The following is a 26,336-nucleotide window of genomic DNA, read 5'->3' as shown; positions in this document are numbered from 1 at the left end:
CCCTCGTGGCGGACTCGTGTGGCTTCTCTCACTGCGTCCTCTGGCGGAGGCAGACGTCCAGGCACCACAGGGCGGGCGGCGACCGGGCTCTCCGCGAGGCCCTTGGTGCGGTCCGGCCGCGCCCCCGGCGGCCGGATGGCCCCACCACAGGTCGCGATGTGCACCGTAGGGGCTCCTCCGCAGCAGTTCTCGATACCGCGACGCTGGTAGTCGCGGACATGACTCCGGTTAGGCTGTCAGGGCCTGCCGCCCGTCTGGGGCCGCAGCGAGGAAGGCGGACAGCAATGCCCCAGTCGGCTTCAGCCGCCGGCCGGCCGGATGAACGCGCGGTGCCGCTGCCTGCCGTCGAGGCGCGGCGGATCGACGCGATACGCCGCTACAGCATTCTGGACACCCCGCCCGACGGCGCGTTCGACCGTATCGCGACGATGGCGGCCCGGCTCTTCGATGTGCCGGTGGCCACGGTGACGATCGTGGACGTCGACCGGATCTGGTTCAAGGCCGCCCACGGACTGGACGGCGTCGTCGAGATCGGCCGCGACCCGGGCCTGTGCGCCTCGGCGGTCCTGAGCGATGACGCCCTGGTGATCCCCGACACCCTCACCGACCCCGTCGCCTGCGCCAACCCCCTGGTCACCGGCCCGCTGGGGGTGCGCTTCTACGCGGCCGCCCCGATCATCACCGCCGAGGGACACCGGCTGGGCACGGTCAACATCCTGGACACCAAGCCCCGCTCCATCACCCCCGGCGACACCGCCACCCTGACCGACCTCGCGGCCATCGTCATGGACGAGCTGGAACTGCGGTTGTCCGCCTTGCACGCGATACGCCACGAGCAGCAGCAGCGGGAGGCCGAGAGCCGGTATGCCAAGGCCCAGCGCCTGCGGGCCGAAACGGAGGCGGCTGCGCGCGAACAGGCGGAGAAGGGCAAGGCGGCGATCGCCGAGTTCGCCTCGACTCTCCAGCGCACCCTGCTGCCACCGGCCCTGCCGGTCGTCCCGGGCCTGGAGCTGGCCTGCCACTACCACACCGCCTCGGTCCACAACGTGGGCGGCGACTTCTACGACGTCTTCCCCCTGGAAGGCGGCCGGTGGGCCCTGTTCCTGGGAGATGTGTGCGGCAAGGGCGCCGAAGCCGCCGCCGTCACCTCCCTGACCCGCTACACGCTGCGGGCCGCAGCCCAGATCGACCCCGACCCGGTGACGGTACTGGACGCCCTGAACACCGCGCTGCTGTCGGATGTCGCGGCCGGAAGCCGCTTCTGCACCGCTGTCTTCGGCGTCCTCACTCCCGAGGAGACCGGTTTCAGCCTGACGCTGGCCAGCGGCGGCCATCCCCCCTCCTACCACCTGCGTCCCGGCGCCGACGGCGACCGGCCGGTGCAGGTGGAAGAGGTCCGCCCCCAGGGCGGCATGCTCATCGGCGCCCTCACCGGCGCGCACTTCGCCGCCACCACACTGCGCCTGGAGCCCGGCGAGAGCCTGTTCCTGTACACGGACGGGCTGACCGAGGCCCACACCGGCGACGGCACCAGGATCGGCGACGAAGGGCTGGGCGCCTTCCTCGCCGACCGCGCCGGGCCCCTGACCGCCGGCGCCCTGGTGCAAGACGCCGTCGCCCTGATCGACTCCCTGCCCCAGGGCGTCGGCGACGACGTCGCCCTGCTGGCCCTGTCCGTCCCCACCGCGCGAAGCGCTGACGAGCCCGGCACAGCCGCCGCCACCGCCCACACCACCGCCCCCGCCGACGGCCAGGAGCACTGACCACCCCGTGACGGACGAACTGCACCTGGCTCTCCAGGACACCCACGGCCCCCTCAGTGTGGTCGCGGTCAGCGGCGACATCGACTTCCACACCGCGCCGCGCCTGCGCGCCGGCGGACTGGAACTGATCGGGCAGGGCCACCGCCGGCTCATCCTCGACCTCACCGGCGTCACCTTCTGCGACTCCGCCGGCCTCAGCGCCATGATCGGCCTCTGGCACGCCGCTCAGGAGGCAGGGGGATCCCTCGCCCTGGCAGCCGTCCCCGACCGCTTGTTGAACATCCTGACCGTGACCGGACTCCGCGCCGTCCTGCCCGTCCACGCAACCGCTGCCGAGGCGCTCGCTCCCCACCAACAGGGCGCCTGACAGACGAAGACGCGGGCCCGCTCCTCCTACGCCCACGTCACCCCCGTCGGGACGGCCTTCCGCCTGCCCCCACCCCCGGCCTTCCGGTTAGCCGGCCTGTGGCGACCAAGTCCCCACGACACCGACCACGGCCGCCCTCACCACCAATCCGCCCGGCACTCGGCTGCGAAGTACGGGTGAAACCGCCGCGACCAGCGGCGTGTCGAGTGGCGGGAGCGCTGTGGTGGAACACCGGAAGGCAGCGGTGGTCGGGGCCGGGGTGGCGGGCCTGAGCGCCGCCTATGTCCTGGCCTCCTCGTACGAGGTCACCCTGTACGAGGCCGACGGACGGCTGGGCGGCCACGCCCACACCCGGGAACTCCCGGGCGCCGGCGGGGGGACGGTCGCGGTGGACTCGGGGTTCATCGTGCACAACGAGCGCACCTACCCCACGCTGCTGCGTCTGTTCCGGGAGCTCGGGATCACCACGCAGGACGCCGAGATGAGCATGTCGGTGCGATGTGACGGCTGCGGCCTCGAATACGCGGGCGCCCGTGGCCTCGCGGGGTTGTTGCCCGGCCGGGCCGCTCTGCGGGCGCGCTATCTACGGCTGCTGGCCGAGGTTCCGGCCTTCCACCGAGGAGCGCGACGTCTTCTGGCCCAGCGGCCGTCCTCGACTGTCACGTTGGGTGAGTTCCTGCGCGAGGGCAGGTTCTCCTCGTACTTCGTCAGCCATTTCGCCCTTCCCCTGGTGTCCGCGGTGTGGTCCTGTCCGGCGCGGACGGCCCTGTCGTATCCGGCCGTCTACCTGTTCACCTTCCTTCGGCACCACGGCCTGCTCTCGGTGACGGGCTCGCCGCAGTGGAAGACCGTGACCGGCGGCTCGGGTGCCTACGTCTCCGCCGCTGCCAAACAGGTGCAGCGTGTCCGTACGTCCAGCCCCGTCGCCGCTGTCGAACGCACCGGCCGGGGGGCCCTGGTGACGACCCGCGACGGGGATACCGACGCCTACGACGCGGTGGTGATCGCCACGCACCCCGACCAGGCGCTGCGCATGCTCGCCGACCCCACGACGGACGAGAGGCGGCTCCTGGGCGCCTTCACCTACTCACGCAACCCCACACTGCTGCACACCGACACCGGCGTCCTGCCCCGCTCGCACAGAGCACGGGCCAGCTGGAACTACCACCTGACCGGCTGCGATCCCACGGTGGAGCCTGCCCGGGTCAGTTACGACATGCGACGTCTCCAGCGTCTGCCCGCGGAACCCGGATACATCGTCTCCCTAGGCGGCGAGGACCGCATCGCGCCGGACCAGGTCGTGGAACGCATGGTCTACGAGCACCCGGTGTACACCCCCGCGTCGGTCGCGGCCCAGAAGGAGCTTCCCCTGCTGAACACGGGCGTGACCGCGTATGCGGGGGCCTGGCACGGCTGGGGCTTCCACGAGGACGGCTGTCGCTCCGGCGTGGCAGCCGCCCGGTCGCTGGGGGTGAACTGGTGACCGCCGCCAGGGAATCCGTCGGCGCACTGTACGAGTGCGTGGTCGCCCATGCCCGCACGGCGCCCCTGCGTCACACCTTCAGGCACCGCACCTACCTGTGGTGCGTCGACCTCGACCGCATGCCGAGCCTGCCCTTCATCCTGCGCCCCCTCGCGCGGTTCGATCCGCGTGATCACTTCACGGGGCGCGCCGTCTCCATCCGGGGCGGCCTGGAGGAATTCCTCCGGGCCCGAGGCGTGGAACTGGGCGGTGGACAGGTGTTGATGCTCGCGCACGCGCGGGTGTTCGGGTTCGTCTTCAATCCGCTCAGCGTGTATTGGTGCCACGACGCCTCAGGGGCCCTGGTCTGCGTGGTGGCGGAAGTCCACAACACCTACGGGCAGCGGCACTGCTACCTGCTGCGCACCGACAGCGCCGGACACGCGCGGGTGGACAAGGAGTTCTACGTCTCACCGTTCTTCCCGGTCTCCGGCCGGTACCGGATGAGGCTGCCCGTGCCCGACGAGCGACTCGGCCTGACGGTGCACCTCGAGACCGAGGAGGGCCGGCCCTTCACGGCGACCGTCCGAGGCCACCGCCGCCCCGCGACCGCCGGTGCCCTCCTAGCCGCCGCCGCGCGCAGGCCGTGGTCGACCGCCGCCGTCTGGGCCGGCATCCGCCGACACGCCATCCACCTGCTCCTGCGCGGCCTGCCCGTACAGCCCCGTCCTCACCACACCCCGCAGAAAGGCATGGTTCCGTGACCCGCCCCGCCCCCGCACCCCACCGCGTGCCGCCCACGGCAGACCGTCACCCCGTGGTTCCCCGGCAGACCCACGCCTCCTCTTCCCCCGGACTGTTGTTCAGTCGTCACGAGGTGGACACGGCGCGCTGGCCGGACGTGTCAGGGCTGCCGTCCGCCCGGCCGGGTCACACCGCCGTCGCCAGACATCTCGTGGGCCGCGCCCTGCGCAAGCTGTCCCTGGTCGATCCCCGCGGAGGCAGGAGGACCGGTGTCGCCGGTACGGGGCCGAGGATGAGCCTCCACGACCCTGACGCCTTCTACCGCCGGATCGGCCGCGACGGTCTCATCGGCTTCGGCGAGTCCTACATGGCCGGTGAATGGGACAGCGACGACCTGCCGGGAGTACTGACCGTCCTCGCCGCGCACGCCGACGACCTGGTGCCTGCCCCGCTGCGCAGGCTCCGCCCCATGTGGGCGTCCGTCCGCCCCGGCAGCGATCGCAACACGCCGCACGGTTCCCTGCGCAACATCCGACGTCACTACGACCTGTCCAACGATCTGTTCGCCGCGTTCCTGGATCCCACCCTCACCTACTCCTCGGCGGTCTTCACCGCCTTCCCGGCACGCTTCGAGTCCCTCGCCACCGCACAGCACCGCAAGATCGACCGTCTCCTGGACCTCGCCCAGGTCCATGACGGCACACGGCTGCTGGAGATCGGCACCGGCTGGGGCGAGCTGGCCCTGCGGGCCGCCCAGCGCGGCGCCCGCGTCACCACCCTGACCCTGTCGGTGGAGCAGGCGGAACTCGCCCGGGAGCGGATCCGGTCCGCAGGTCTCGAGGACCGTGTCGAGGTCCAGGTGCGCGACTACCGGGACATAGAAGGCCGCTACGACGCCGTGGTCAGCGTGGAGATGATCGAGGCGGTCGGCGCCGAGTACTGGCCCTCCTATTTCACCGCGCTGCGGGACGCCCTCGCCCCCGGGGGCAGGATCGCCCTGCAGGCCATCACCATGGGCCACCAGCAGATGCTCCACACCGCCGCCACCCACACCTGGATCAGCAAGTACATCTTCCCCGGCGGGCTGATCCCCTCCCGCGAGGCCATCGCCGAACACTCCGGCGCCGCCGGGCTGCGCACGGTCGCCGACAACGGCTACGGCGAGCACTACGCGGAAACCCTGCGGCTGTGGCGGGAACGGTTCACCGCCCACCGGGAAACCGTCACCGGTCTCGGCTTCGACGCCGTCTTCCACCGCATGTGGGAGCTCTACCTCGCCTACTCGGAAGCCGGCTTCCGCTCCCGCTACCTCGACGTCCGTCAGATCCTCCTCACCGAAGGGACCCTCCGATGAGGCCCGCCGCCGAACGTCTCACCCATCTCCTCGCCCTCTTCCTCACCGGTCCTCTGCCCGTACGGCTGCGGGCCTGGGACGGCAGCGAGGCCGGCCCCGCCGACGCGCCCCTGGTCGTGCTCCGCTCGCCCGGGGCTCTGCGTCGCCTGTTGTGGCAGCCGAACGAGCTGGGTCTGGCGGAGGCGTACGTCACCGGCGACCTCGACATCGACGGCGATCTGGCCGTCGCCCTCTCCCGGGCGGGTCAGGCCTTCCGCGACCAGGGCCTGACCCGGCCGGGTCCCGCCGCCCTGGCGGCCGCCGTCGGCCTCGCCGCGGGGCTGGGCGCGGCCGGCCCGCCTCCCCGCCGACCCGACGGGCGGGCCAGGCTGACCGGCCGCCTCCACAGTGCTTCCCGGGACCGGGCCGCGATCAGCCATCACTACGACATGTCCAACGACTTCTACACGCTGTTGCTCGACGAGTCGATGGCGTACTCCTGTGCCTACTGGACGCGCCCCGCCGACTCCACGTACGGCCTGGCCGACGCTCAGAGGGACAAGCTGGAGCTGATCTGCCGCAAACTCGGACTCCGGCCCGGCGACCGGCTCCTCGATGTCGGCTGCGGCTGGGGATCCCTGGCCGTGCACGCCGCCCGGGAGTACGAGGTGCGGGTCACGGCGGTCACCCTGTCGCGGGAGCAGCGCGACTTCGTCGCCGCGAGGGCCGCGCGTGAGGGCGTGGCCGACCTGGTGGAGGTCCAGCTGCGGCACTGGCGCCACATCGACGGCGGCGGATACGACGCGGCCACCGCCATCGAGATGGGCGAACACGTCGGCGACGGCGAGTACCCCGCCTTCGCCGCCCTTCTGCACGACGCTCTGCGGCCCGAAGGACGCCTGCTCATCCAGCAGATGTCACGGGGTGCCGACGCGCCAGGCGGCGGCGCGTTCATCGAGACGTACATCGCTCCCGACATGCACATGCGGCCCGTCGGACAGACCACGGACCTGCTGGAGGCGGCCGGCCTGGAAGTCCGCTCCGTCGAGTCAATGCGCGAGCATTACGCGGTCACGATCGACGCCTGGCGCGCCCGCCTCGAAGACCACTGGCCGAAGGTCGAAGACATCTTCGGAGAAACCACCGGCCGTGTCTGGCGCCTCTACCTGGCCGGTGCGTCCTTGGCCTTCGCCGAGCGCCGCATGGGCGTCGACCAGATCCTCTCCGTCCGCCCCGCCCGCGAGGGTGGGTCCGCCATGCCCGCGACCCCCGCCGCCTGGTACGCGACGGCGGAGCCGTCGTGAACGGCACCGGCTGGGGGCCGCCGGCCGCCGACCTCGTGATCACCGCGGCCGTGGCGGCGGGGGTGCTGCTCGCCACGTTCGCGATCGCCGTACGCCGGGGCCTGCACCGGATCGTCGACATCGCCTGGGGCATCGCCTTCAGTACGGTCGCCGCCGTCACCTACCTGCTCTCCGCTGGGGAAGGCGACGACGCCCGGCGCCTGCTGGTCGCCGTGGCGACCATCGTCTGGGGACTGCGGCTGTCGGCACACATCGCCCGCCGCTCCCGGGGGCACGGCGAAGACCCGCGGTACACCGAACTCCTCGGGAAAGCCCGCGGACATCGCACCTGGTACGCGCTGCGCACCGTCTACCTCCTCCAGGCCGCGCTGGTCTGGCTGATCTCCCTGCCCGTCCAGACCGCCTCCTACAGCACCGCGCCCCTGGGATGGCTCGACGCCGCGGGGCTGACCGTATGGGCGGTGGGGATCGGCTTCGAGGCCGTGGGCGACCATCAACTGGCCCGCTTCAAGGCCGACCCGGCCAACCGGGGCCGCGTCATGGACCGTGGGCTCTGGGCGTGGACCCGTCACCCGAACTACTTCGGCGACAGCCTCGTCTGGTGGGGCCTGTTCCTCCTCGCCTGCACCAGTTGGCAGGCCGCCCTCGTCAGCGTGGTCTCCCCGGTCGTCATGACGCTGCTGCTCACCGTCGGCAGCGGCAAGCGCCTCCTCGAAAGACACATGGCCCACCGTCCCGGATACGACGAATACGCCGCACGCACCAGCGGTTTCCTGCCTCTGCCGCCCCGCCGAGGGCGCACACACGCGAAGCCGGGGAGGTGAGACGTGCACCCCTTCCGCGACACGAGCACGACTCCGGCGCTGGCTCCGCTCTTCGCCCACCGCCCGCTACCGGGAGCACGGGCCGCCGTCCTCGTCCTCCACGGCGGCCGGGCGGACGCCCTGGAAACACCCCCCGGTCTCAACCTGCCCGCACTACGGATGCGGCCCTTCGCGACCGCGATCGCACACGCCACCGCCCACGACGACGTCGTCGTCGCTCACGTCCGATACCGGTACCGCGGCTGGAACGGACACCACGCCCACCCCGTCGCGGACACCCACCGCGCACTCGCGGAACTCCGCGACCTGACCGGCCCGGTCCCCGTCGTTCTCGTCGGCCACTCCATGGGCGCGCGAGCAGCACTGCGTGCCGCCGAGGACCCCCACGTCACAGGAGTCGTGACCCTTGCCCCCTGGTGCCCGCCGACAGAACCGACCGCCCACCTGAGCGGCCGCACGATCTGCGCGCTTCACGACGAAGCAGACCGCGTCACCTCTGCCAAGGACACCTGGTCCTACCTCACCCGCGCTCAATCCGCGGGGGCCCGAGTGATGGGTCTGCGCATGCCCCACGGAGGACACACCATGATCCGCCATGCCCGTCACTGGCACCGCGTCACCGCGGAAACCACCGCAGCCCTTCTGGGCCTCGCCCCGCTCCCCTCGGTGCTTGCTGAACGGCCCTCCTGGGACGGCAGCCCGGCCGTGCTCAAGCCCGCACAGTAGGACCTTCAAAGCCTCCGAACGCCGACGTCTCGACAAGAACAGCCGGGGGCTCCGCGCGGCTGCCGGCACTCCGCATGACGAACCATCACAAACCGCGCCGTCCGTGCGTCACGTGCGTCGAATATGCGTCAAGATATCGCACCTAACGCACGTAACGCCCATAACGCACACTCGGAGGAACGCCAGGTCAGCGGCCCTTTTCGGCAGGCTCAAGGATCGCGACGCACTCGACATGGTGCGTCATCGGGAACAGGTCGAACGCCCTCAGCGTCCGTACCTTGTAGCCGCGTTCCGCGAAGTACGCGAGGTCTCGGGCCAGGGCTGCCGGGTCGCAGGCCACGTAGGCGATGCGGCGGGCGCCGAGGCCGGCGAGGTGATGGACCGTCTGCTTGCCGGCGCCGGCGCGCGGGGGGTCCAGGACGATCAGGTCGACGTCGGTGATGCCCGTGCGCGGGAGGACCGATTCGACCTTGCCCTGTTCGATGCGGACGCGCGGGAAGTCGGCCAGGTTGTGGCGGGCGTCCTCCACCGCGCGCTTGCCGGACTCGATGCCGAGGACCGCGCCCTGGTCGCCGACCCGGTCGGCGAGGGCGCCCGCGAAGAGGCCGACGCCGCAGTAGAGGTCGAGGGCCGTTTCGCCCTTGCGCGGGGTCAGGCCCTGCATGACGGCGAGCATCAGGGTCTGGGCGGCCTTCGGGTGGACCTGCCAGAAGCCGCCGCTGCCCACGCGGTAGGTGCGCTCGTCGGCACGCTCGCGGACGAACGGGCGGCCGTGGACGCGGTGGACGCCGCCGTCCTTCTCGTCGACCCGCATCACCGAGACCGGCTTGTCCAGTTCCACCAGGGGGAGGCGGCCCCCCGGGCGGGGGGTGAGGATGACCTGGCGGTCGCCGGAGCCGGAGGCGGCGATGGCCTCGACGGAGGCCATGCCCTCCCAGTCGTGCTTCTCGACGCCGAGTTCGGAGACGCCCTGGGCGGCGATCATGCAGTGGTCGATGATCTGGATCTCGTGCGAGCGGTGCTTGCGCAGGCCCGCGTGGCCCTCGGCGTCGACCGCGTACTGGACCCGGGTCCGCCACTGCGGGACCTCGCCCGGCGGGAGTTTGTCACCCTCGGCCGGCATGACCGTGCCGTCCCAGCCGGCCTCCTCCGGGGTCAGGCCGGCGAGCCGCTGGAGCTGCTCGGCGATGACCTCGCCCTTGAGGCGGCGCTGGGCACCGGGCTTGGCGTGCTGCCAGTCGCAGCCGCCGCACTTGCCGGGGCCCGCGAAGGGGCAGGGGGCCTCGACGCGGTCCTTGGAGGGGTCGAGGATCGTGACCGCGTCGGCGCGCAGGAAGCGGGAGGTCTCCTCGCCCTCGGTGACGCGGGCGACGACCTTCTCGCCGGGCAGGGCGTGGCGGACGAAGAGGACGCGGCCCTCCTCGGTGCGGGCGATGCAGTGGCCGCCGTGGGCCACCGGGCCGACCTCGACCTCGTACTCCTCCCCGATGAGCGACGACTCAGGTGCGTTCTGCATGCGGGGAGACTCCAGAGAATGAGAGAGGTGGGCTGCCGCACCGCGGCAGCCCACCAGTCTACGTGCCGATGGGGGTCGGATTCGCCTTCGGCGGCCTCAGCCCTTGGCCGCGGGTTCCTTGTGACGCTTCTCCACCGGTCCCCGGCGCACGGAGCCCGGTGCGGTCCACTCCTGGCCCTTTCGCGCGCGCTTCTTCGCGACTTCGGAGGAACGGAGCTGGTAGGGGACGGAGGTCACCATGACCCCGGGGGTGAAGAGCAGCCGGCCCTTGAGCCGGAGGGCGCTCTGGTTGTGCAGCAGGTGCTCGTACCAGTGGCCGACGACGTACTCGGGGATGTAGACGGAGACGGCGTCGCGCGGGCTCTCGCGGCGGATGTTCTTCACGTACTCGACGACAGGCCGGGTGATCTCGCGGTAGGGCGAGTCGAGGATCTTCAGCGGGACGTTGATGCCGCGGCGGGTCCACTCCTCCTGGAGCGCCCTCGTCTCGGCCGGGTCGACGCTGACGGTGAGCGCCTCCAGCTCGTGGGCGTGGAGCAGCTTGGCGTACGCGAGGGCGCGCAGGGTCGGCTTGTGGAGCCGGGAGACCAGGACGACGGAACGGACCCGGGAGGGGCGTACGTACTCGTCGGGCCGTTCCTCCGCGGCGGCGATCTCCGCGGCGACCGAGTCGTAGTGCTTGCGGATCGCGGTCATCGTCCCGTAGAAGATCACCATGCCGAGCAGGGCGACCCAGGCGCCGTGGGTGAACTTGGTGGCGAGGACGACGACGAGGACGAGGCCGGTGAAGAAGGCGCCGAAGGCGTTGATGGCGCGGGAGCGGATCATCCGGCGGCGCTTGGCCGGGTCGCGTTCCGACTTCAGGTGCCGGTTCCAGTGCCGGACCATGCCGGTCTGGCTGAGGGTGAAGGAGACGAAGACGCCGACGATGTACAGCTGGATCAGCTTCGTCGAGTCGGCTCCGTAGACCCAGACGAGCAGGGCGGCGGCGCCCGCGAGGAGCACGATGCCGTTGGAGAAGGTGAGGCGGTCGCCGCGGGTGTGCAGCTGGCGCGGCAGGTAGCGGTCCTGGGCGAGGATCGAGCCGAGGAGCGGGAAGCCGTTGTACGCGGTGTTGGCGGCCAGGAAGAGGACGAGCGCGGTGGCGGCGGCGAGGACGACGAAGAAGAACGTTCCGTCGCCGAAGACGGCGGCAGCGACCTGGGAGATGACCGGGTCCTGGACGTATCCCTCACCGACCGGCGTGCCGTTGAGGAGCAGGTCGTGGGCGGGCTTCTCGGCCATCCGGACGTCGGTGGCCATGGCCAGGAAGATGATGCCGCAGAACATGGTGACGGCGAGGGCGCCCATGAGGGCGAGCGTGGTGGCGGCGTTCTTCGACTTCGGCTTGCGGAAGGCGGGAACGCCGTTGGAGATGGCCTCGACGCCGGTGAGGGCGGCGCAGCCGGAGGAGAAGGCGCGCAGCAGCAGGAAGACCAGCGCGACTCCGGCCAGCCCCTGATGCTCGGGCTTGATCTCGAAGTCGGCGGTGGGGGCCTTCATGGTCTCGTCGAGGACGATCCCCTTGTACGCGCCCCAGGCGATCATGGTGAAGACGCCGAAGACGAAGACGTACGTGGGGATCGCGAAGAGGGAGCCCGACTCCTTCACCCCGCGCAGGTTCATCACGGTGAGGAGCACGATGACGCCGACCGCGCAGGCGACCTTGTGCTCGACGACGAAGGGGATCGCGGAGCCGAGGTTCTCGATGCCCGAGGAGATCGACACGGCCACCGTCAGGACGTAGTCCACGAGCAGGGCGCTCGCGACGGTCAGTCCGGCCTTCGGCCCGAGGTTGGTGTTGGCGACCTCGTAGTCGCCGCCTCCGCTCGGGTACGCGTGGACGTTCTGCCGGTAGGACGCGACCACCGTGAACATCAGGACGACGACCGCGAGGGCGATCCACGGGCTGAAGTGGTAGGCCGACAGGCCGGCGACGGAGAGGACGAGCAGCACCTCGCCGGGTGCGTACGCCACCGAGGACAGCGGGTCGGAGGCGAAGACGGGGAGGGCGATCCGCTTCGAGAGGAGGGTCTCTCCGAGCTTGTCGCTGCGCAGGGCCCGCCCGATCAGGATCCGTTTGGGCACGTCGGTCAGTTTGGACACGCAGAGGATCGTAAGCGTTCGAAAAGAGCCAGACTCACCCCGACCCCCTATCCATACGGAATCTTTCCGTCTACCACCTCGGATGCGGTCCCGGCCAGAGTTGCCGCTTAAGCTCGGACCGGGTGACCCGGCAGGGCGTCGCCCGCCGCGGCCCGGGCGCATCGGGGCGAGGAAAGTTGTGAGCAGGGTGTTTTCGCAGGTCAGCAGGGCGATCAGGAGTGCGGGGTAAGGGGACGTGCACATCGTCATCATGGGCTGCGGGCGAGTGGGAGCCGCTCTCGCGCAGAACCTCGAACAGCAGGGGCACACCGTCGCGGTCGTGGATCAGGACCCGACGGCCTTCCGCCGTCTGGGGTCGGGTTTCGGCGGTCGGCGCGTCACGGGCGTGGGCTTCGACCAGGACACGCTGCGCGAGGCCGGGATCGAGGACGCCGGCGCGTTCGCCGCGGTGAGCAGCGGCGACAACTCGAACATCATCGCGGCGCGGGTCGCGCGCGAGATGTTCGGCATCGAGAACGTGGCGGCGCGGATCTACGACCCGCGTCGCGCCGAGGTCTACCAGCGCCTCGGCATCCCGACGGTCGCGACGGTCCGCTGGACCGCCGACCAGATGCTGCGGCGTCTGCTGCCCTCGGGGGCGGAGCCGCTGTGGACGGACCCCAGCGGCGGGGTGCAGCTCGCTGAGGTGCACACCTCGTCGGCCTGGATCGGCCACAAGATCAGCCGGCTGCAGGACGAGACGGGGGTGCGTGTCGCGTTCCTGACCCGGCTCGGCGAGGCGATCATCCCCACGTCGCAGACGGTGCTCCAGGAAGGTGATCTGGTGCACGTGATGATGCGTACGGATGAGATCGCGAAGGTCGAGGAGGCCTTCGCCGAGGGTCCCGAGGAGGGCGGTCACTGATGCGTGTCGCTATTGCGGGCGCGGGTGCGGTGGGCCGTTCCATCGCGGGCGAGCTCCTGGAGAACGGGCACGAGGTCCTGCTCGTCGACAAGGCGCCGACGGCCATCTCGGTGGAGCGGGTGCCGCAGGCGGAGTGGCTGCTCGCCGACGCCTGCGAGATCACCTCGCTCGACGAGGCGGCGCTCCAGCGCTGCAACGTGGTGATCGCGGCTACCGGCGACGACAAGGTGAACCTCGTCGTCTCGCTGCTCGCCAAGACCGAGTACGGCGTGCCGCGGGTCGTCGCCCGGGTGAACAACCCGAAGAACGAGTGGCTGTTCACCGAGGCCTGGGGCGTGGACGTCGCCGTGTCGACGCCACGGCTGATGTCGGCCCTGGTGGAGGAGGCGGTGAGCGTCGGTGACCTGGTCCGGCTGCTGCGTTTCAGCCACGGTGACGCGAACCTGGTCGAGCTGACGCTCCCGCCGGAGTCGGCGGTCGCCGGCACCACGGTCGGGGACGTGGCCTGGCCGCAGGACACCTCGCTGGTGACGATCATCCGCGGTTCGCGGGTGCTCACGCCGAGCCCCGAGGAGACCCTGGAGGCGGGCGACGAACTGCTGTTCGTGGCCGCGCAGGCCCGGGAGGAGCAGCTGGAGGACCTGCTCCAGGTCCGCCGCGAGGCCGGCTCCGAGTCCTGACCTCGCGTCTCGCGTACGCATGGAAGGGCCCGGCGTGCTGAGGCTGTGAAGTACGGCCCGGTCGTATGGAGGCCCTGAAGCACGGAAGGGCCCGGACCTGTTCGTCAGGTCCGGGCCCTTCCGCGTGTCCGGCTCAGGCCTCCGGGGGGCTCTGCCCCGCGGCGGCAGCCGCCTCGCGCTCCTTCCCGGCCCGCTCCTTCTCCGCCCGCTCCTCGGCCTCCATCTCCGCGAAGACGTCGATCGGCGGCGGAGCCTTCGCGAGGAACATCCAGGTGAGGTAGACCGCGAGCAGGAACGGCGGGATCTTGAGCGCGACGAGGACCCAGCCGAACTTGGTCGTGTCGGCCCACCAGTACATCGGGAAGAGGATCGCGCACTTGGCGAGCAGGATCAGGCCCCAGGCCCAGCTTGCCTTCGCGTACGCCTTCTTCCGGCCCGGGTTACGGGTGCGCCAGGAGAGGTTCTCCTTGAAGACCGGGCCCAGGATCAGGCCGATCAGCGGGACCCCGGCGATCGTCGTCACGATGTACGCGAGGGCGAGGCCCAAGGTGTACAGCATGCCCGGCAGGTAGAAGTCCTTGGCGTTGCCGGTCATCATCGCGAAGACCACGCCGAAGGCGACCCCGAAGACGCCGCTGAACGCGTGCTTGACGGTGTCCCGTCGGATCAGCCGGACGGCGACCAGGACCAGCGAGACCGCGAGCGCGGCGATCGCCGAGATGTGCAGGTCCTTGTTGATCGTGAAGATCGTGACGAACAGCAGGCCCGGCAGGACCGTCTCGACCATGCCCCGCAGGCCGCCGAAGGCCTCGAACAGCGCGGCCTCGGTGACCTCCTTCGCGGCCTGGGCGTCCTGGTCCGTGGTGGTCGGCTTGTCGAGGGACGTCACCGGCTACTCCTGTCCGAGCGGTCGGAGCTCGTATTTGGGGTTGAAGAGGACCCGCCGGCCGTGGCTCATGGAGATGCGGCCGGAGGCGATCAGCTTGCGGCCCGGCTCGATGCCCACGATGGAGCGCCGTCCGAGCCACACGACGTCGAGCGGTGCCGTGCCGTCGAAGAGCTCTGCCTCCAGTGCGGGCACACCGGCCCGGGGGCGCAGCGTGACCGTGCGCAAGGTACCAGTGACCTTGACTATCTGGCGGTCGGAGCAGTCGCAGATACGTGTGCACCCCGACGCCTGCGCGTCCTCCTGGAGCTCCTCCGACTCCAGGTCCTCCACGGAGGAGGAGAGCCGGTCGAGCATCCGGCGGAACCTACCGGATCTACCGGCCGCCTTCTCTGTACGCGGTGCAGCACTCATACAGAAAGCGTACCGGCCACCGCTGTCACCGAGACCGGCCTCGCAGCCCCTGTCCGTTCAGCGTTCGAAGCGGTAACCCATGCCCGGTTCGGTGACGAAGTGGCGCGGGTGGGAGGGGTCGCTCTCCAGCTTGCGCCGCAGCTGCGCCATGTACACCCGCAGGTAGTTGGTCTCCGTGCCGTACGAGGGTCCCCAGACCTCCTGGAGCAGCTGCTTCTGGCTGACGAGGCGGCCGCTATTGCGGACGAGGACTTCGAGGAGGTGCCATTCGGTGGGGGTGAGCCGGACGTCCCGGCCGTCGCGCTGGACCTTCTTCGCCGCCAGGTCGACGGTGAAGCCCTCGGTCCCGACGACCACGACCCCGTCCTCGGCGCCGCCGACCGGCTCGGCACGGCGGACGGCCGCGCGCAGCCGGGCGAGGAGCTCGTCCATGCCGAAGGGCTTGGTGACGTAGTCGTCGGCGCCCGCGTCCAGCGCCTCGACCTTCTCGTCGCTGGTCTGCCGGGCCGAGAGGACCAGGATCGGCACCCGGGTCCAGCCGCGCAGGCCCCTGATGACCTCGACGCCGTCCATGTCGGGAAGGCCGAGGTCGAGGACGACGACGTCGGGGTGGCGTTCGGCGGCCAGGCGGAGGGCGGTGGCACCGTCGGGCGCGGCGTCGACCTCGTACTTCCGCGCCTTGAGGTTGATCACCAGGGCGCGGACGATCTGCGGCTCGTCGTCGACCACGAGGACCCGGGTCATGGAGGGGGCCTTCCTTCTACTGGGGTGCTGCTGTACGGGGACGGGCGTCGGGTGCGGGCGTCAGGTGCGGCCGGGAGAACCGGCGTACGGGGGAGTGCGGCCGCGGCGGCCGGGGTCAGGTCACGGCGTGGGCCGGGAGGTCGACGGCCGGGGCCGGCGGGCCGCCCCGCGCGGCCCTGAGGGTGAGCACCATGGTCAGTCCGCCGCCGGGGGTGTCCTCGGCGCCGAGCGTGCCGCCCATGGCCTCGACGAAGCCGCGGGCCACCGCGAGGCCGAGGCCGACACCGGAGCCGCGGGGGGCGTCCCCGAACCGCTGGAAGGGTTCGAAGATCCCGTCCTTGGCCTCGTCGGGCACGCCGGGGCCGCGGTCCACGACACGCAGCTCGACCCGGTCGCCCAGGGTGCTTGCGGCGACGGCCACCGGTACGCCCTCGGGGCTGTACTTGACGGCGTTCTCCACGATGTTGGCGACGGCCCGCTCCAGGAGGCCCTTGTCGACCTCGACCATGGGCAGCGTCTCGGGGATGTCCAGCTCGGCGCTGCCGTCGGGCACTCCCCCGAGCGCCATGGGGACGACCTCGTCGAGGTCGACCGTCCGGACCAGGGGGGTGACGGTTCCGGTCTGGAGGCGGGACATGTCGAGGAGGTTGCCGACGAGGTGGTCGAGGCGGTCGGCGCCGGCCTCGATGCCCTCCAGGAGTTCGGCGCGGTCCTGTTCGGACCATTCGACGTCGTCGGAGCGCAGGGAGGAGACGGACGCCTTGATGCTCGCGAGCGGGGTCCGCAGGTCGTGGCTGACGGCGGCGAGCAGGGAGGTGCGGATCTTGTTGCCCTCGGCCAGCTTCCTGGCCTCCTCCGCCTCGCCCACCAGCCGCCGCCGGTCGAGGACCACCGCGGCCTGGGCGGCGAAGGCGCCGAGGACCCTCCGGTCCTCCGCGGGCAGCACCCGTCCGGACAGGGCGAGCGCCAGCCGGTCACCCACCGGCATGTCCACGTCCGCCTCCTCGGGCCGGGCCGCCGGGTGGGGCCCCACGCTCGCCGCCCGCGTCCACGGCTCGACCTCGTCGACCCGCTCCAGAAGGGCCACGGACTCCATGGAGAAGGTCTCGCGGACCCGTTCGAGCAGGGCGTCGAGGCTGGTCTCGCCGCGCAGCACGCTGCCCGCGAGGTAGGAGAGCACCTCGGACTCGGCGCGCAGCCGGGCGGCCTGGTGGGTCCGTCGGGCCGCCAGGTCCACCACGGAGGCGACCGCCATGGCGACGCCGAGGAAGACGGCGATGGCGACGATGTTCTTGGGGTCGGCGACGGTGAGCCGGTGGACGGGCGGGGTGAAGAACCAGTTGAGGAGGAGCGAGCCGGCGGCCGCCGAGGCGAGCGCCGGGAGGAATCCGCCGAGCAGGGCCGAGGCGACGGTCAGCGCGAGGAAGAGCAGCATGTGGTTGGCGAGACCGAGGTCGGCGTCGACATGGGTGAGGAGCAGGGCGAGGGCGGCGGGTCCCCCGACGCCCACCACCCAGCCGCCCAGGATCCGGGAGCGCCCGAGTCGGGCCCCTCGGGCGACGGGCAGGCCGCGTCCCTTGGCGACCTCGCCGTGGGTGACGATGTGGACGTCGAGGTCGGTCCCGGAGTCACGGGCCACGGTCTGGCCGACGCCGGGGCCGAGCACGTACTGCCAGGTGCGGCGGCGGCTGGAGCCGAGGACGATCTGGGTGGCGTTGACGCCGCGGGCGAACTCCAGGAGCGCGGACGGGATGTCGTCGCCGATGACATGGTGGAACGTGCCGCCGAGGTCTTCGACGAGGGTGCGCTGGACGGTCAGTTCCTTCGGGGAGGCCGCGGTGAGCCCGTCGCTGCGGGCGATGTAGACGGCGAGCACCTCGCCGCCCGCGCCCTTCTCCGCGAGCCGGGTGGCGCGTCGTATGAGGGTGCGTCCCTCGGGGCCGCCGGTCAGACCGACGACGATGCGCTCCCTGGCCTGCCAGGTGGAGCGGATGTTGTGCTCGCCCCGGTACCGCCGGAGGTACTCGTCGACCCGGTCGGCGGTCCAGAGCAGGGCCAGCTCGCGCAGGGCGGTGAGGTTGCCGGGGCGGAAGTAGTTGGAGAGGGCCGCGTCGACCTTGTCCGAGGTGTAGACGTTGCCGTGGGCCATCCGGCGCCGCAGGGCCTCCGGGGACATGTCGACCAGCTCGATCTGGTCCGCCCTGCGGACGATCTCGTCGGGGACGGTCTCCCGCTGGCGTACGCCCGTGATCGCCTCGACCACGTCGCCGAGCGACTCCAGGTGCTGGATGTTGACGGTGGATATGACGTCGATGCCGGCCGCGAGGAGTTCGGCGACGTCCTGCCACCGCTTGGGGTTGCGGGAGCCCGGCACGTTCGTGTGGGCGAGTTCGTCGACGAGGGCGACGGCGGGACGGCGGGCCAGGACGGCGTCGACGTCCATCTCCGTGAAGGCGGCCCCCCGGTGCTCCAGGCACCGGCGCGGCACCTGTTCGAGCCCGTGCAGCATGACCTCCGTCCGCGGCCGCCCGTGGTGCTCCACGAAGGCCACGACGCAGTCCGTGCCGCGCTCCACCCGGCGGTGCCCCTCGGAGAGCATCGCGTAGGTCTTGCCGACGCCCGGCGCAGCGCCGAGGTAGATCCGAAGCTTGCCGCGTCCCATGGGTCGACCATACGTCCAGCCATTGGGACATTCCGCACGCGGGGAGAGGGCCTGCGCGGTCTTGACGTGATCCTGATAGCGCGGGGGCGTCTCCACGGCGGGGGCGGAGCCGGTGGCCCTGTCGCAGCTCTCCTCAGCGCTCGGTTCAGTGCTCGATGATCTCGCCGTCGCTCAGCTCCAGGACCCGGTCGGCGAGGCCCAGGAGCTGGGGGTCGTGGGTGGCGACCAGGGCGGTGCAGCCCTCGCTGCGCACCACCGCGCGCAGCAGCTGCATCACGGCGAGCCCGGTCTCCGCGTCCAGCTGGCCCGTGGGCTCGTCGGCTATGAGCAGCGCCGGCTTGTTGGCGAGGGCGCGGGCGATGGCGACCCGCTGCTGCTGGCCGCCGGAGAGCTCTCCGGGCCGCTGGGCCGCGTGGTCGGCGAGGCCCACCAGGCCGAGGAGGAGGGCCACCCGCTCCTCGCGCTCCTTCGGGTCCGCCCTGCGCAGCCGCATGGGTACGCCCACGTTCTCGGCTGCGGACAGGATCGGGAGCAGGCCGAAGGACTGGAAGATGAAGCCGATCCGGTCGCGGCGCAGCTCCAGGAGCCCGCTCTCACCGAGGGTGGAGAGGTCGACGCCGTCGATGACGACCGAGCCCCCGTCGGCGGTGTCGAGGCCGCCCACGAGGTTGAGCAGGGTCGTCTTCCCCGAGCCGGAGCGGCCCTTGAGAGCGACGAGTTCGCCGCGCGGGATGTCGAAGGAGACCCCGCGCAGGGCGTGGACGGCCGCTTCACCCGTGCCGTACGAGCGACGCAGGTTCTCGACGCGGACCATCGGCGGGGCGGCCGGGTCCCCGGCGAGGGCCGTCGCGGACCTCGTGCTGGACTCACTCATCCTGTGCTCCCCCTCCTCGAACGTGTGCGCCGTCAGTATGGTCCGCGCCCCGGGCCGAGGACCAGGGCCGCAGGACGGGCCTGTGGAGAACTGGACCCTGTGGAGAACTGGACCCTGTGGACAACGGGAGAGAACAGGCCCTGTGGAGAACAGGTCCTGTGGACAACGGCGGATGGGCCGCTCCCCGTACGCGAGGTACGGGAAGCGGCCCATCGGTCGACGCGGTCGCTCAGCGGATCTCGGAGATCTCCGGACCGCGCTGGAGCTGGCCCATGCCGCCGGAGAAGCGGGAGTTCTCCTGCTCCTCCTGCTGCACGCCGTCCGGCACCATCTGCGCGTCGTTGGGCAGCTTGAGGACGATCGGGTCGCGCGGGGCCATCGGGCCGTCGCCGCGGACGACCACGGTGTCCCGGACGATCTGCTCCAGGAGCCCCGCCGCCTCGGGCTGGACCGCGCCCTGCCCGGAGATCACTCCGCGCAGGAACCAGCGGGGCCCGTCGACACCGACGAAGCGGACGAGCTGCACGCCCCGGTTGCCGTCCGGCAGCTGCACGGGGACCTGGGCGCGGAGCTCCCAGCCCAGCGGGCCCTCGACCTCGTCGATGACACCGCCCTGCTGGATGATGCCGGTCGCGATCTCGTCGCGGACCTCGCCCCAGATGCCCTCGTTCTTGGGCGCGGCGAACGCCTGCAGCTGCACGGCGCTGTCGCGCAGGACGACGGTGGCCGCGACGATCGCGTCGCCCGCCACCTCGACCCTCAGCTCCATGCCCTCGACTCCGGGCACGAAAATGCCACCCAGGTCCACACGGCCCTCTTCGGGCTTGCCGACCTCGGAGATGTCCCAGGGCCCGTCGGGCCGGGGCGCCGGCGGAAGGTTCTTCCGGCGCGGGGCGGCGTCGTCCGCGTCCTCGCCGTCCACGGCGTCGACGACCTGCTCGGCCTCGCCCGCCGCGTCCTCTGCGGCACCGCTCTTCTTGCGACGTCCGAACACGTCACTGTCCTTCCCGGTCGGATACGACCGAAGCGTATCGATTCCCACCCGCTGTGCCGCCCACGGCGGCGTGACCGCCGGTGGACCCGAAGCCCCCCTCGGCCCGCGCCGAGCCGGGAAGCTCCGCCACCTCGTGGAAGCGCACCTTCTCGACCTGTTGGACGACAAGCTGAGCGATCCGGTCGAATCGTTCGAACCGCACGGTCTCGCGCGGGTCGAGATTGACCACGATCACCTTGATCTCTCCACGGTACCCGGCATCCACCGTCCCCGGGGCATTCACGAGCGCCACTCCGCAGCGGGCCGCGAGTCCGGAACGCGGGTGCACGAAGGCCGCGTACCCGTCCGGGAGGGCGATGGAGATCCCGGTGGGCAGCACGGCGCGCTCCCCGGGCGCCAGCTCGGCGGCCTCGGTGGTCACGAGGTCCGCCCCGGCGTCGCCGGGGTGCTCGTAGGCCGGGATCGGCACGTCCGGGTCCACGCGGCGGATCAGTACGTCGACAGGGTTGGGCATCAGGGGTTCACCTCGAAGGCGCGGGCGCGCCGGACCTGGTCGGGGTCGGACATGGCGGCCTGGATCTCCTCCGGGCGGCCGTTGTCGATGAAGTGGTCGACCTTGACCTCGACGAAGAGGGCGTCGGCTCGGACGGCGACGGGGCCGTCGGGCCCGCCGATCCGGCCGACCGCGGTCGAGAAGATCTTGCGGCCGTGCACGGCGGTGATCTCGGCCTCCAGATGGAGCACGGTGCCCACCGGGACGGGCCGGACGAAGTCGGTCTCGAGGCGTCCGGTCACGGCGATGACCCGCAGCAGCCAGTTCAGCGAGCCGAGGGTCTCGTCGAGCGCGGTGGCGAGCACGCCGCCGTGCGCGAGGCCGGGGGCTCCCTGGTGGTCGGGGGTCACGGTGAACTCGGCGGTGACGGTCACGCCCTCGCCCGCGCGCGCCTCCAGGTGGAGGCCGTGGGACTGCCCGCCGCCGCACCCGAAGCAGTACGCGTAGTGCGCACCGAGCAGCTCGCCGGCGGCCGGCGCGTCGGGGTGGCGTACCGGCGGTATGGCGTCGGCGGGCGGGGTGAGGGCGGGAGATGTTGCGGTCACAGCCGCAGACCTTACCCGCGCGGACGGGCGTGGGTCGCGCCGTGCCAAGCTTGGACACATGCAGCCTTCCGCCCCGTCCCCCGCCCCCTCCCCCGCGACCCCGGCCGCGCCGCGCTTCGACGAGCGGCTGACGGCGCCCCGCTCCTGGTGGGCCATCGCGGGACTGCTCGGTCTCTCGGGCGGCCTGATCATGTTCCCTCTGGGTACGGTCCCGATGCTGGGCGGCGTGATCGTGGCGGCGGTGCTCGCCGGTGCGGCGGTGTCCTCGTACGGCTCGGCCCGCATCCGGGTGGTGGCCGGTTCGCTGGTGGCGGGCGACGCGCGGGTCCCGGTCTCGGCCCTGGGGGCGGTCGAGGTGCTGGACGCCGAGGAGGCGCGCGCCTGGCGCGCGCACAAGGCCGATCCGCGCGCCTTCATGCTGATGCGCAGCTATGTGCCGGGGGCGGTACGGGTCGTGGTGACGGACCCGGCGGACCCGACGCCGTACCTGTACCTGTCGAGCCGCGAGCCGCAGGCCCTCGCGGACGCGCTCGACGCCGAGCGCGCGGACGCCGGACGCGGAGCCGAGGACTGAGGGTCGACGGGGGCGGCCGGCGGGAGCGGAGCCGCCCGGCCGCCGACGGGTCGCTGCCGCCGCGTCCTAGAAGCCCAGTTCCTTCGGGTTCTCGGGCTGCTCCAGCGGAGGCAGTTCCCTGAGGGAGTCCCAGGGGATCTGGCGACGGCGCAGGTCCTTGCGGATGTGCTCGGCGAGTTTCCTGGTGTCGCGGCGGTTCATGACCGCGCCGACGGCCGCGCCCACCATGAAGGGCGTGAGCATCGGCAGGTTGCGCACCATGCGTTTCATGATCTGTTGGCGCAGCTCGCGCTTGAGCTGCCCGCCGAGGGCCGCGTTGACCGTGGTGGGCTTGGTGGGGTCGATGCCCCGCTCCTCGGCCCAGGAGGTCAGGTAGGCCGCCGAACGCTGGCTGAGCCGGCCGGGCGGCCGCAGTCCGTAGACCTCGTGCAGTTCGGCGATGAGTTTGAGTTCCACGGCGGCGACGCCGGTGATCTCGGCCGCGAGTTCCGCCGGCATGGCCGGGGGCACGGGGAGCATGGCGGCGGCGCCGACGCCCGCGCCGACGGTCGAGCTCGCGTTGGCCGCGCCGGCGACGAGTTTGTCGGCGATCTCCTCGGGGCCGAGCCCGGGGAAGTGCTTGCGGAGGGTCGCCAGATCGCGGACGGGGATCCGCGGGGCGAGGTCGATCAGGCGGTCGGCCAGATGACCGAGACCGGCCCTGGCGCTGTCGCCGCCGCGCTTCACGCCTTGCGCGACGCCGCGCCGGACGGCGTCGATACGGTCCGAGTCGATCTTGATCTTGTCGAGTTGGGCACGTGCGGGGTTGGCGAGCCGCTTGACGGCGCCGAAGCGTCCGCCCTGTCGCGTCTCGACCGGCGCAGCGCCCTCTCCCGCCTCCACCGGCAGACGCGCCGGGTCCGGCGCGGTGACCGCTTCGAGCGAGGCCGGGAGGCCCCGCTCGTCGTCACGTACGCCGGGGGAGGACAGGGAGGCGGTGCGATCGGCGTCAGGGGCCTCGTGAGCGCCCTCTGCCGGTTCTGTGCCGCCCTTGTACGTCCGGGGACTCCCAGGGAGCCTCAGACGCCGCTTCCGGGACGGTGTGTCGCCTGCCACGGCCGACGATCTCAGTCGCAGTCGCGGCAGATCGGCTGGCCGTTCTTCTCCCTGGCCAGCTGGCTGCGGTGGTGCACGAGGAAGCAGCTCATGCAGGTGAACTCATCGGCCTGCTTGGGCAGGACCCGGACGGCCAGCTCCTCGTTCGAGAGGTCGGCGCCGGGAAGTTCCAGGCCTTCGGCGGCCTCGAACTCGTCGACGTCGACCGTCGAGGTCGACTTGTCGTTCCGGCGGGCCTTCAGTTCCTCAAGGCTGTCCGAATCGACGTCGTCGTCGGTCTTGCGTGGGGTGTCGTAATCCGTTGCCATGTCGCTCTCCCCCTCTGGGTGGTTGCGGTGTCTCCAGCGCACGTAACGCGTGAGAGGTCGGACTTGTGCCCGACCTGAGGCGGAGATTTTGCCTCACATCAAGGTCTGTTACTCAATCGACACCCGTCCCGGGCTCTCGCGAGTGATCGGCTTCGGGTGGCGAACCGGACCGTACACGGTCCTGAGGGCGCACCTGACATGCGCCACCCCGTGTACTTCCCGTCATTCCGGGCCCCGGAAACCCGGACGTTTCCAGGCTTTCCGAGGGATTTCACGATCACGGAGAGTGGATGTCCGGACAGCCTCTCCTGTGATCGATCACACAGGAGCGTCTCAGAACCGGTGTTCCGGAATTCCGCGCAAAGCGAACGGAACCGGTCGGCTCCTGCAGTGTGTCAGATCGGCAGAGTGACGCGCATCACGAGACCACCGCCCTCGCGGGGCTCCGCGATGATACGGCCGCCGTGGGCCCGCGCCACGGACCGGGCGATCGACAGGCCGAGTCCGACGCCCTTGTCGCTGCCGGTGCGCTCCTGCCGTAGCCGCCGGAACGGCTCGAACAGGTTGTCGATCTCGTACGCGGGGACCACGGGGCCCGTGTTCGTGACGACGAGGACGGCCTGACCGTCCACGACCTCGGTGGTGACCTCGACCCAGCCGCCCTCCGGCACGTTGTACCGGACGGCGTTCTGGAGCAGGTTCAGCGCGATCCGCTCCAGGAGGACGCCGTTGCCCTGGACGACCACGGGGGCGCGCACGCCCCGGATCTCGACACCCTTGGCCTCGGCCTCCGCGTGCATCTGGTCCACGCCCCGGGAGGCGACCTCGGCGAGGTCGACCGGTTTGCGCTCGATGATCTGGTTGTCGCTCCGGGCGAGCAGCAGCAGGCCCTCGACGAGCTGCTCGCTGCGCTCGTTGGTGGCGAGCAGGGTCTTGCCGAGCTGCTGGAGCTCGACCGGCGCCCCGGGGTCCGAGAGGTGGACCTCCAGAAGGGTGCGGTTGATCGCGAGCGGGGTCCGCAGCTCGTGCGAGGCGTTCGCGACGAACCGCTGCTGCGCGGTGAAGGCCCGCTCCAGGCGGTCCAGCATCTCGTCGAAGGTGTCGGCCAGCTCCTTGAGCTCGTCGTCCGGGCCGTCCAGTTCGATCCGCCGGGACAGATCCGAGCCGGCCACCTGCCGGGCGGTCCGGGTGATCCGGCCGAGCGGCGAGAGGACCCGCCCCGCCATGGCGTAGCCGAAGGCGAAGGCGATGATGCTGAGGCCGAGCAGGGCGAAGAGCGAGCGGCGCAGCAGGTCGTCCAGGGCCAGGTCGCTCTGGTGCCGGAGGCAGACCGAGACGGCGTCGTTGAACTGCTCTCCCGTGCCCGTGTCGGGCAGGACGCACCAGGAGGTGGTGGGCTGCACCTCGCCCTTGACGATCTTGAAGGGCAGCTGGGCCGCGCTGTCGGTGAGCGCCTGCGCGGTGAAGAGGTAGATGATCGAGAGCAGCAGGATGCCCGCGATCAGGAACATCCCGCCGTACAGCAGCGTGAGCCGTATGCGGATGGTCGGGCGCAGCAGCGGCCGGACGGGGTCCCTGGGGTCCCACGTCGGCTTCGGGGGCGCCTGGGGGTGGGGCGCGGGGGTGGGGGCCATCAGGTCAGATCCGGTACCCGGAACCGGGGACGGTGACGATGACCGGCGGCTCACCGAGCTTGCGGCGCAGGGTCATCACGGTGACGCGTACGACGTTGGTGAACGGGTCGGTGTTCTCGTCCCAGGCCTTCTCCAGGAGCTGCTCCGCCGAGACGACGGCGCCCTCGCTGCGCATGAGGACCTCCAGGACGGCGAACTCCTTCGGCGCGAGCTGGACCTCCTTGCCCTCGCGGAAGACCTCGCGGCGATTGGGGTCGAGCTTGATTCCGGCACGCTCGAGGACGGGCGGGAGGGGCACGCTCGTACGGCGTCCGAGGGCCCGCACGCGGGCGGTGAGCTCGGTGAAGGCGAACGGCTTGGGGAGGTAGTCGTCGGCGCCCAGTTCCAGGCCCTCGACGCGGTCGCTGACGTCGCCGGCGGCGGTGAGCATCAGGACGCGGGTGGGCATGCCGAGCTCCACGATCTTGCGGCAGACGTCGTCCCCGTGGACGAGGGGCAGGTCGCGGTCGAGGACGACGACGTCGTAGTCGTTGACGCCGACGCGCTCCAGGGCCGCGGCGCCGTCGTACACGACGTCGACGGCCATGGCCTCCCGGCGCAGTCCGGTGGCCACCGCATCGGCGAGCAGCTGCTCGTCCTCGACGACGAGTACGCGCACGTCGTACATCCTTCCGTTGAGCCGCGATCCGGGGTGGGACGGCTGAAACCTGAGCACTGACTGTGCGCGTCCATCCTGCCCCGTACGCGCGTAAACCGGCTGTAAGACGGCGGTGCGGGGCCGGGGACGGGCGGGGGTGTGCGGGCGCGTGGGGCGGTCCGGGGGGTGGGAAGCCGAGAATTCACCGGATTCGCGGGCCAGTTGAGGTTTCTCTGAGGAACGGCCTGGGGAGGACGTCTGCACACCCCGTGATCACGCCCTGTATGTGGCGCGCCACCTACCGCTCTCCGCTTCCGGGAGACCGCAGTGTGTGATCCACCCACCCTCGGCACACCCCCGTGCCACCGGACCCATGACGAGGGGGCGCACGATGGACGCTTTCACCGCAGGCCTGCTGCACCGCATCAGGACGACGCAGACGGACCTCACGATGGCCCGTGAGACGGGCGACGACTACCTGGCGGACGTCGAGCAGGCGGAGCTCGACGACCTGCACCGGCTGGCCGCCGAGCACGGCGTGGAGGTCGCCCTGCCGGGCGTCTGACCCGCCCCGACCCGCTCGACCCTTACCGACCCTTACCGACCCGCAGCCGGACCCGGACCCACCTGCCCGACCGTTTCGACCCG

26 protein-coding genes are annotated in these 26,336 nt (G+C 71.4%); 12 read left to right on the top strand and 14 right to left on the bottom strand.

The features are described from left to right. The first annotated feature begins 329 nt into the window (after window positions 1-329). The 8 genes from ABZ567_RS15475 to ABZ567_RS15440 all read left to right on the top strand — a co-directional run bounded on the left by ABZ567_RS15475 (window position 330) and on the right by ABZ567_RS15440 (window position 8,523). A complete protein-coding gene (locus ABZ567_RS15475) occupies window positions 330-1,763 on the top strand; it encodes a SpoIIE family protein phosphatase (RefSeq protein ID WP_360789195.1) in 1,434 nt (477 codons plus the stop codon). Between the two features lie 7 nt (window positions 1,764-1,770). Continuing rightward, window positions 1,771-2,130 carry an STAS domain-containing protein gene (locus ABZ567_RS15470; RefSeq protein WP_360789192.1) on the top strand — a complete coding sequence of 120 codons (360 nt, stop codon included), beginning with the start codon at window positions 1,771-1,773 and terminating at the stop codon, window positions 2,128-2,130. 223 nt (window positions 2,131-2,353) lie between these two features. Further along, complete coding sequence (locus ABZ567_RS15465) at window positions 2,354-3,613, top strand: FAD-dependent oxidoreductase (RefSeq protein ID WP_360789189.1); 1,260 nt, start codon at window positions 2,354-2,356, stop codon at window positions 3,611-3,613. Next, window positions 3,610-4,356: a DUF1365 domain-containing protein gene (locus tag ABZ567_RS15460; protein ID WP_360789186.1), complete on the top strand. Its 747-nt coding sequence runs from the start codon at window positions 3,610-3,612 to the stop codon at window positions 4,354-4,356. Before ABZ567_RS15465 ends, ABZ567_RS15460 begins: the two co-directional genes overlap by 4 nt. Before the next feature lie 53 nt (window positions 4,357-4,409). Further along, window positions 4,410-5,690: a cyclopropane-fatty-acyl-phospholipid synthase family protein gene (locus tag ABZ567_RS15455; RefSeq protein WP_360789183.1), complete on the top strand. Its 1,281-nt coding sequence runs from the start codon at window positions 4,410-4,412 to the stop codon at window positions 5,688-5,690. After that, window positions 5,687-6,973, top strand: coding sequence for a cyclopropane-fatty-acyl-phospholipid synthase family protein (locus ABZ567_RS15450; protein ID WP_360789181.1), 1,287 nt, complete (start codon window positions 5,687-5,689; stop codon window positions 6,971-6,973). Before ABZ567_RS15455 ends, ABZ567_RS15450 begins: the two co-directional genes overlap by 4 nt. Before the next feature lie 35 nt (window positions 6,974-7,008). Further along, on the top strand, window positions 7,009-7,797 hold the full coding sequence (locus ABZ567_RS15445; RefSeq protein WP_360789842.1) for a DUF1295 domain-containing protein: 789 nt from the start codon (window positions 7,009-7,011) through the stop codon (window positions 7,795-7,797). A 3-nt stretch (window positions 7,798-7,800) separates the two neighbouring features. After that, on the top strand, window positions 7,801-8,523 hold the full coding sequence (locus tag ABZ567_RS15440; RefSeq protein WP_360789178.1) for an alpha/beta hydrolase: 723 nt from the start codon (window positions 7,801-7,803) through the stop codon (window positions 8,521-8,523). A gap of 187 nt (window positions 8,524-8,710) precedes the next feature. On the opposite strand, the gene ABZ567_RS15435 is transcribed toward ABZ567_RS15440, so the two are convergent. Together ABZ567_RS15435 and ABZ567_RS15430 are read right to left on the bottom strand one after the other, a co-directional pair. Continuing rightward, window positions 8,711-10,039 carry a TRAM domain-containing protein gene (locus tag ABZ567_RS15435; RefSeq protein ID WP_360789175.1) on the bottom strand — a complete coding sequence of 443 codons (1,329 nt, stop codon included), beginning with the start codon at window positions 10,037-10,039 and terminating at the stop codon, window positions 8,711-8,713. Window positions 10,040-10,135: 96 nt separating this feature from the next. Continuing rightward, entirely contained in the window at window positions 10,136-12,184 is a 2,049-nt protein-coding gene (locus ABZ567_RS15430) for an APC family permease (protein ID WP_360789173.1), read from the bottom strand. 235 nt (window positions 12,185-12,419) lie between these two features. Here ABZ567_RS15430 and ABZ567_RS15425 point away from each other — a divergent pair, with 235 nt between their 5' ends. Both ABZ567_RS15425 and ABZ567_RS15420 read left to right on the top strand, forming a co-directional pair. After that, complete coding sequence (locus tag ABZ567_RS15425; RefSeq protein ID WP_360789170.1) at window positions 12,420-13,088, top strand: TrkA family potassium uptake protein; 669 nt, start codon at window positions 12,420-12,422, stop codon at window positions 13,086-13,088. After that, window positions 13,088-13,768 carry a TrkA family potassium uptake protein gene (locus ABZ567_RS15420; protein ID WP_360789167.1) on the top strand — a complete coding sequence of 227 codons (681 nt, stop codon included), beginning with the start codon at window positions 13,088-13,090 and terminating at the stop codon, window positions 13,766-13,768. The genes ABZ567_RS15425 and ABZ567_RS15420 overlap by 1 nt, the downstream gene beginning before the upstream one ends. A 133-nt stretch (window positions 13,769-13,901) precedes the next feature. Here ABZ567_RS15420 and ABZ567_RS15415 read toward each other — a convergent pair whose 3' ends face one another. The 8 genes from ABZ567_RS15415 to ABZ567_RS15380 form a co-directional block, all read right to left on the bottom strand. Further along, complete coding sequence (locus ABZ567_RS15415) at window positions 13,902-14,657, bottom strand: DUF3159 domain-containing protein (protein WP_360789165.1); 756 nt, start codon at window positions 14,655-14,657, stop codon at window positions 13,902-13,904. A gap of 3 nt (window positions 14,658-14,660) precedes the next feature. Further along, on the bottom strand, window positions 14,661-15,068 hold the full coding sequence (locus tag ABZ567_RS15410) for an OB-fold nucleic acid binding domain-containing protein (protein ID WP_360789162.1): 408 nt from the start codon (window positions 15,066-15,068) through the stop codon (window positions 14,661-14,663). A 57-nt stretch (window positions 15,069-15,125) separates the two neighbouring features. Continuing rightward, the gene (locus ABZ567_RS15405; protein ID WP_360789161.1) at window positions 15,126-15,812 is read right to left on the bottom strand and encodes a response regulator; all 687 of its coding nucleotides are present in this window, start codon (window positions 15,810-15,812) and stop codon (window positions 15,126-15,128) included. Window positions 15,813-15,927: 115 nt separating this feature from the next. After that, the gene (locus tag ABZ567_RS15400; RefSeq protein ID WP_360789158.1) at window positions 15,928-18,474 is read right to left on the bottom strand and encodes a sensor histidine kinase KdpD; all 2,547 of its coding nucleotides are present in this window, start codon (window positions 18,472-18,474) and stop codon (window positions 15,928-15,930) included. A gap of 145 nt (window positions 18,475-18,619) precedes the next feature. Next, window positions 18,620-19,348, bottom strand: a complete 729-nt coding sequence (locus tag ABZ567_RS15395; RefSeq protein ID WP_360789155.1) for an ABC transporter ATP-binding protein — start codon at window positions 19,346-19,348, stop codon at window positions 18,620-18,622. 229 nt (window positions 19,349-19,577) lie between these two features. Next, window positions 19,578-20,342 carry a DUF3710 domain-containing protein gene (locus ABZ567_RS15390; protein ID WP_360789153.1) on the bottom strand — a complete coding sequence of 255 codons (765 nt, stop codon included), beginning with the start codon at window positions 20,340-20,342 and terminating at the stop codon, window positions 19,578-19,580. Window position 20,343: 1 nt separating this feature from the next. Then, on the bottom strand, window positions 20,344-20,856 hold the full coding sequence (dut, locus tag ABZ567_RS15385; protein ID WP_360789150.1) for a dUTP diphosphatase: 513 nt from the start codon (window positions 20,854-20,856) through the stop codon (window positions 20,344-20,346). After that, a complete protein-coding gene (locus ABZ567_RS15380; RefSeq protein ID WP_360789147.1) occupies window positions 20,856-21,440 on the bottom strand; it encodes a PaaI family thioesterase in 585 nt (194 codons plus the stop codon). The genes dut and ABZ567_RS15380 overlap by 1 nt, the downstream gene beginning before the upstream one ends. Before the next feature lie 58 nt (window positions 21,441-21,498). Here ABZ567_RS15380 and ABZ567_RS15375 point away from each other — a divergent pair, with 58 nt between their 5' ends. After that, window positions 21,499-22,014 carry a DUF3093 domain-containing protein gene (locus ABZ567_RS15375; RefSeq protein WP_360789145.1) on the top strand — a complete coding sequence of 172 codons (516 nt, stop codon included), beginning with the start codon at window positions 21,499-21,501 and terminating at the stop codon, window positions 22,012-22,014. A gap of 66 nt (window positions 22,015-22,080) precedes the next feature. Here the strand turns inward: ABZ567_RS15375 and ABZ567_RS15370 are convergent, their stop codons facing one another. From ABZ567_RS15370 to ABZ567_RS15355, 4 genes are all read right to left on the bottom strand, one after another. Next, window positions 22,081-23,109, bottom strand: coding sequence for a hypothetical protein (locus tag ABZ567_RS15370; protein ID WP_360789142.1), 1,029 nt, complete (start codon window positions 23,107-23,109; stop codon window positions 22,081-22,083). An 11-nt stretch (window positions 23,110-23,120) separates the two neighbouring features. Beyond that, window positions 23,121-23,417 carry a DUF4193 domain-containing protein gene (locus ABZ567_RS15365; RefSeq protein ID WP_003955561.1) on the bottom strand — a complete coding sequence of 99 codons (297 nt, stop codon included), beginning with the start codon at window positions 23,415-23,417 and terminating at the stop codon, window positions 23,121-23,123. Window positions 23,418-23,812: 395 nt separating this feature from the next. Continuing rightward, window positions 23,813-25,051: a HAMP domain-containing sensor histidine kinase gene (locus ABZ567_RS15360; protein WP_360789139.1), complete on the bottom strand. Its 1,239-nt coding sequence runs from the start codon at window positions 25,049-25,051 to the stop codon at window positions 23,813-23,815. 4 nt (window positions 25,052-25,055) lie between these two features. After that, on the bottom strand, window positions 25,056-25,709 hold the full coding sequence (locus ABZ567_RS15355; protein WP_266970061.1) for a response regulator transcription factor: 654 nt from the start codon (window positions 25,707-25,709) through the stop codon (window positions 25,056-25,058). A 370-nt stretch (window positions 25,710-26,079) separates the two neighbouring features. Here ABZ567_RS15355 and ABZ567_RS15350 point away from each other — a divergent pair, with 370 nt between their 5' ends. Further along, a complete protein-coding gene (locus ABZ567_RS15350; protein WP_360789136.1) occupies window positions 26,080-26,253 on the top strand; it encodes a hypothetical protein in 174 nt (57 codons plus the stop codon). Window positions 26,254-26,336 lie beyond the last annotated feature (83 nt).

The organism is Streptomyces sp. NPDC016459 (genome assembly GCF_040632845.1).
Lineage (GTDB): Bacteria > Actinomycetota > Actinomycetes > Streptomycetales > Streptomycetaceae > Streptomyces.
This window is presented reverse-complemented; position numbering and strand designations above follow the sequence as displayed.

What these genes read in the sequence shown, in the direction of transcription:
- ABZ567_RS15450 (WP_360789181.1), top strand. Translation starts at nt 5,687, where the DNA reads ATGAGGCCCGCCGCCGAACGTCTCACCCATCTCCTCGCCCTCTTCCTC.
- ABZ567_RS15435 (WP_360789175.1), bottom strand. Translation starts at nt 10,039, where the DNA reads ATGCAGAACGCACCTGAGTCGTCGCTCATCGGGGAGGAGTACGAGGTC.
- ABZ567_RS15420 (WP_360789167.1), top strand. Translation starts at nt 13,088, where the DNA reads ATGCGTGTCGCTATTGCGGGCGCGGGTGCGGTGGGCCGTTCCATCGCG.
- ABZ567_RS15410 (WP_360789162.1), bottom strand. Translation starts at nt 15,068, where the DNA reads ATGAGTGCTGCACCGCGTACAGAGAAGGCGGCCGGTAGATCCGGTAGG.
- ABZ567_RS15405 (WP_360789161.1), bottom strand. Translation starts at nt 15,812, where the DNA reads ATGACCCGGGTCCTCGTGGTCGACGACGAGCCGCAGATCGTCCGCGCC.
- ABZ567_RS15400 (WP_360789158.1), bottom strand. Translation starts at nt 18,474, where the DNA reads ATGGGACGCGGCAAGCTTCGGATCTACCTCGGCGCTGCGCCGGGCGTC.
- ABZ567_RS15395 (WP_360789155.1), bottom strand. Translation starts at nt 19,348, where the DNA reads ATGAGTGAGTCCAGCACGAGGTCCGCGACGGCCCTCGCCGGGGACCCG.
- dut (WP_360789150.1), bottom strand. Translation starts at nt 20,856, where the DNA reads ATGCCCAACCCTGTCGACGTACTGATCCGCCGCGTGGACCCGGACGTG.
- ABZ567_RS15375 (WP_360789145.1), top strand. Translation starts at nt 21,499, where the DNA reads ATGCAGCCTTCCGCCCCGTCCCCCGCCCCCTCCCCCGCGACCCCGGCC.
- ABZ567_RS15365 (WP_003955561.1), bottom strand. Translation starts at nt 23,417, where the DNA reads ATGGCAACGGATTACGACACCCCACGCAAGACCGACGACGACGTCGAT.
- ABZ567_RS15360 (WP_360789139.1), bottom strand. Translation starts at nt 25,051, where the DNA reads ATGGCCCCCACCCCCGCGCCCCACCCCCAGGCGCCCCCGAAGCCGACG.
- ABZ567_RS15350 (WP_360789136.1), top strand. Translation starts at nt 26,080, where the DNA reads ATGGACGCTTTCACCGCAGGCCTGCTGCACCGCATCAGGACGACGCAG.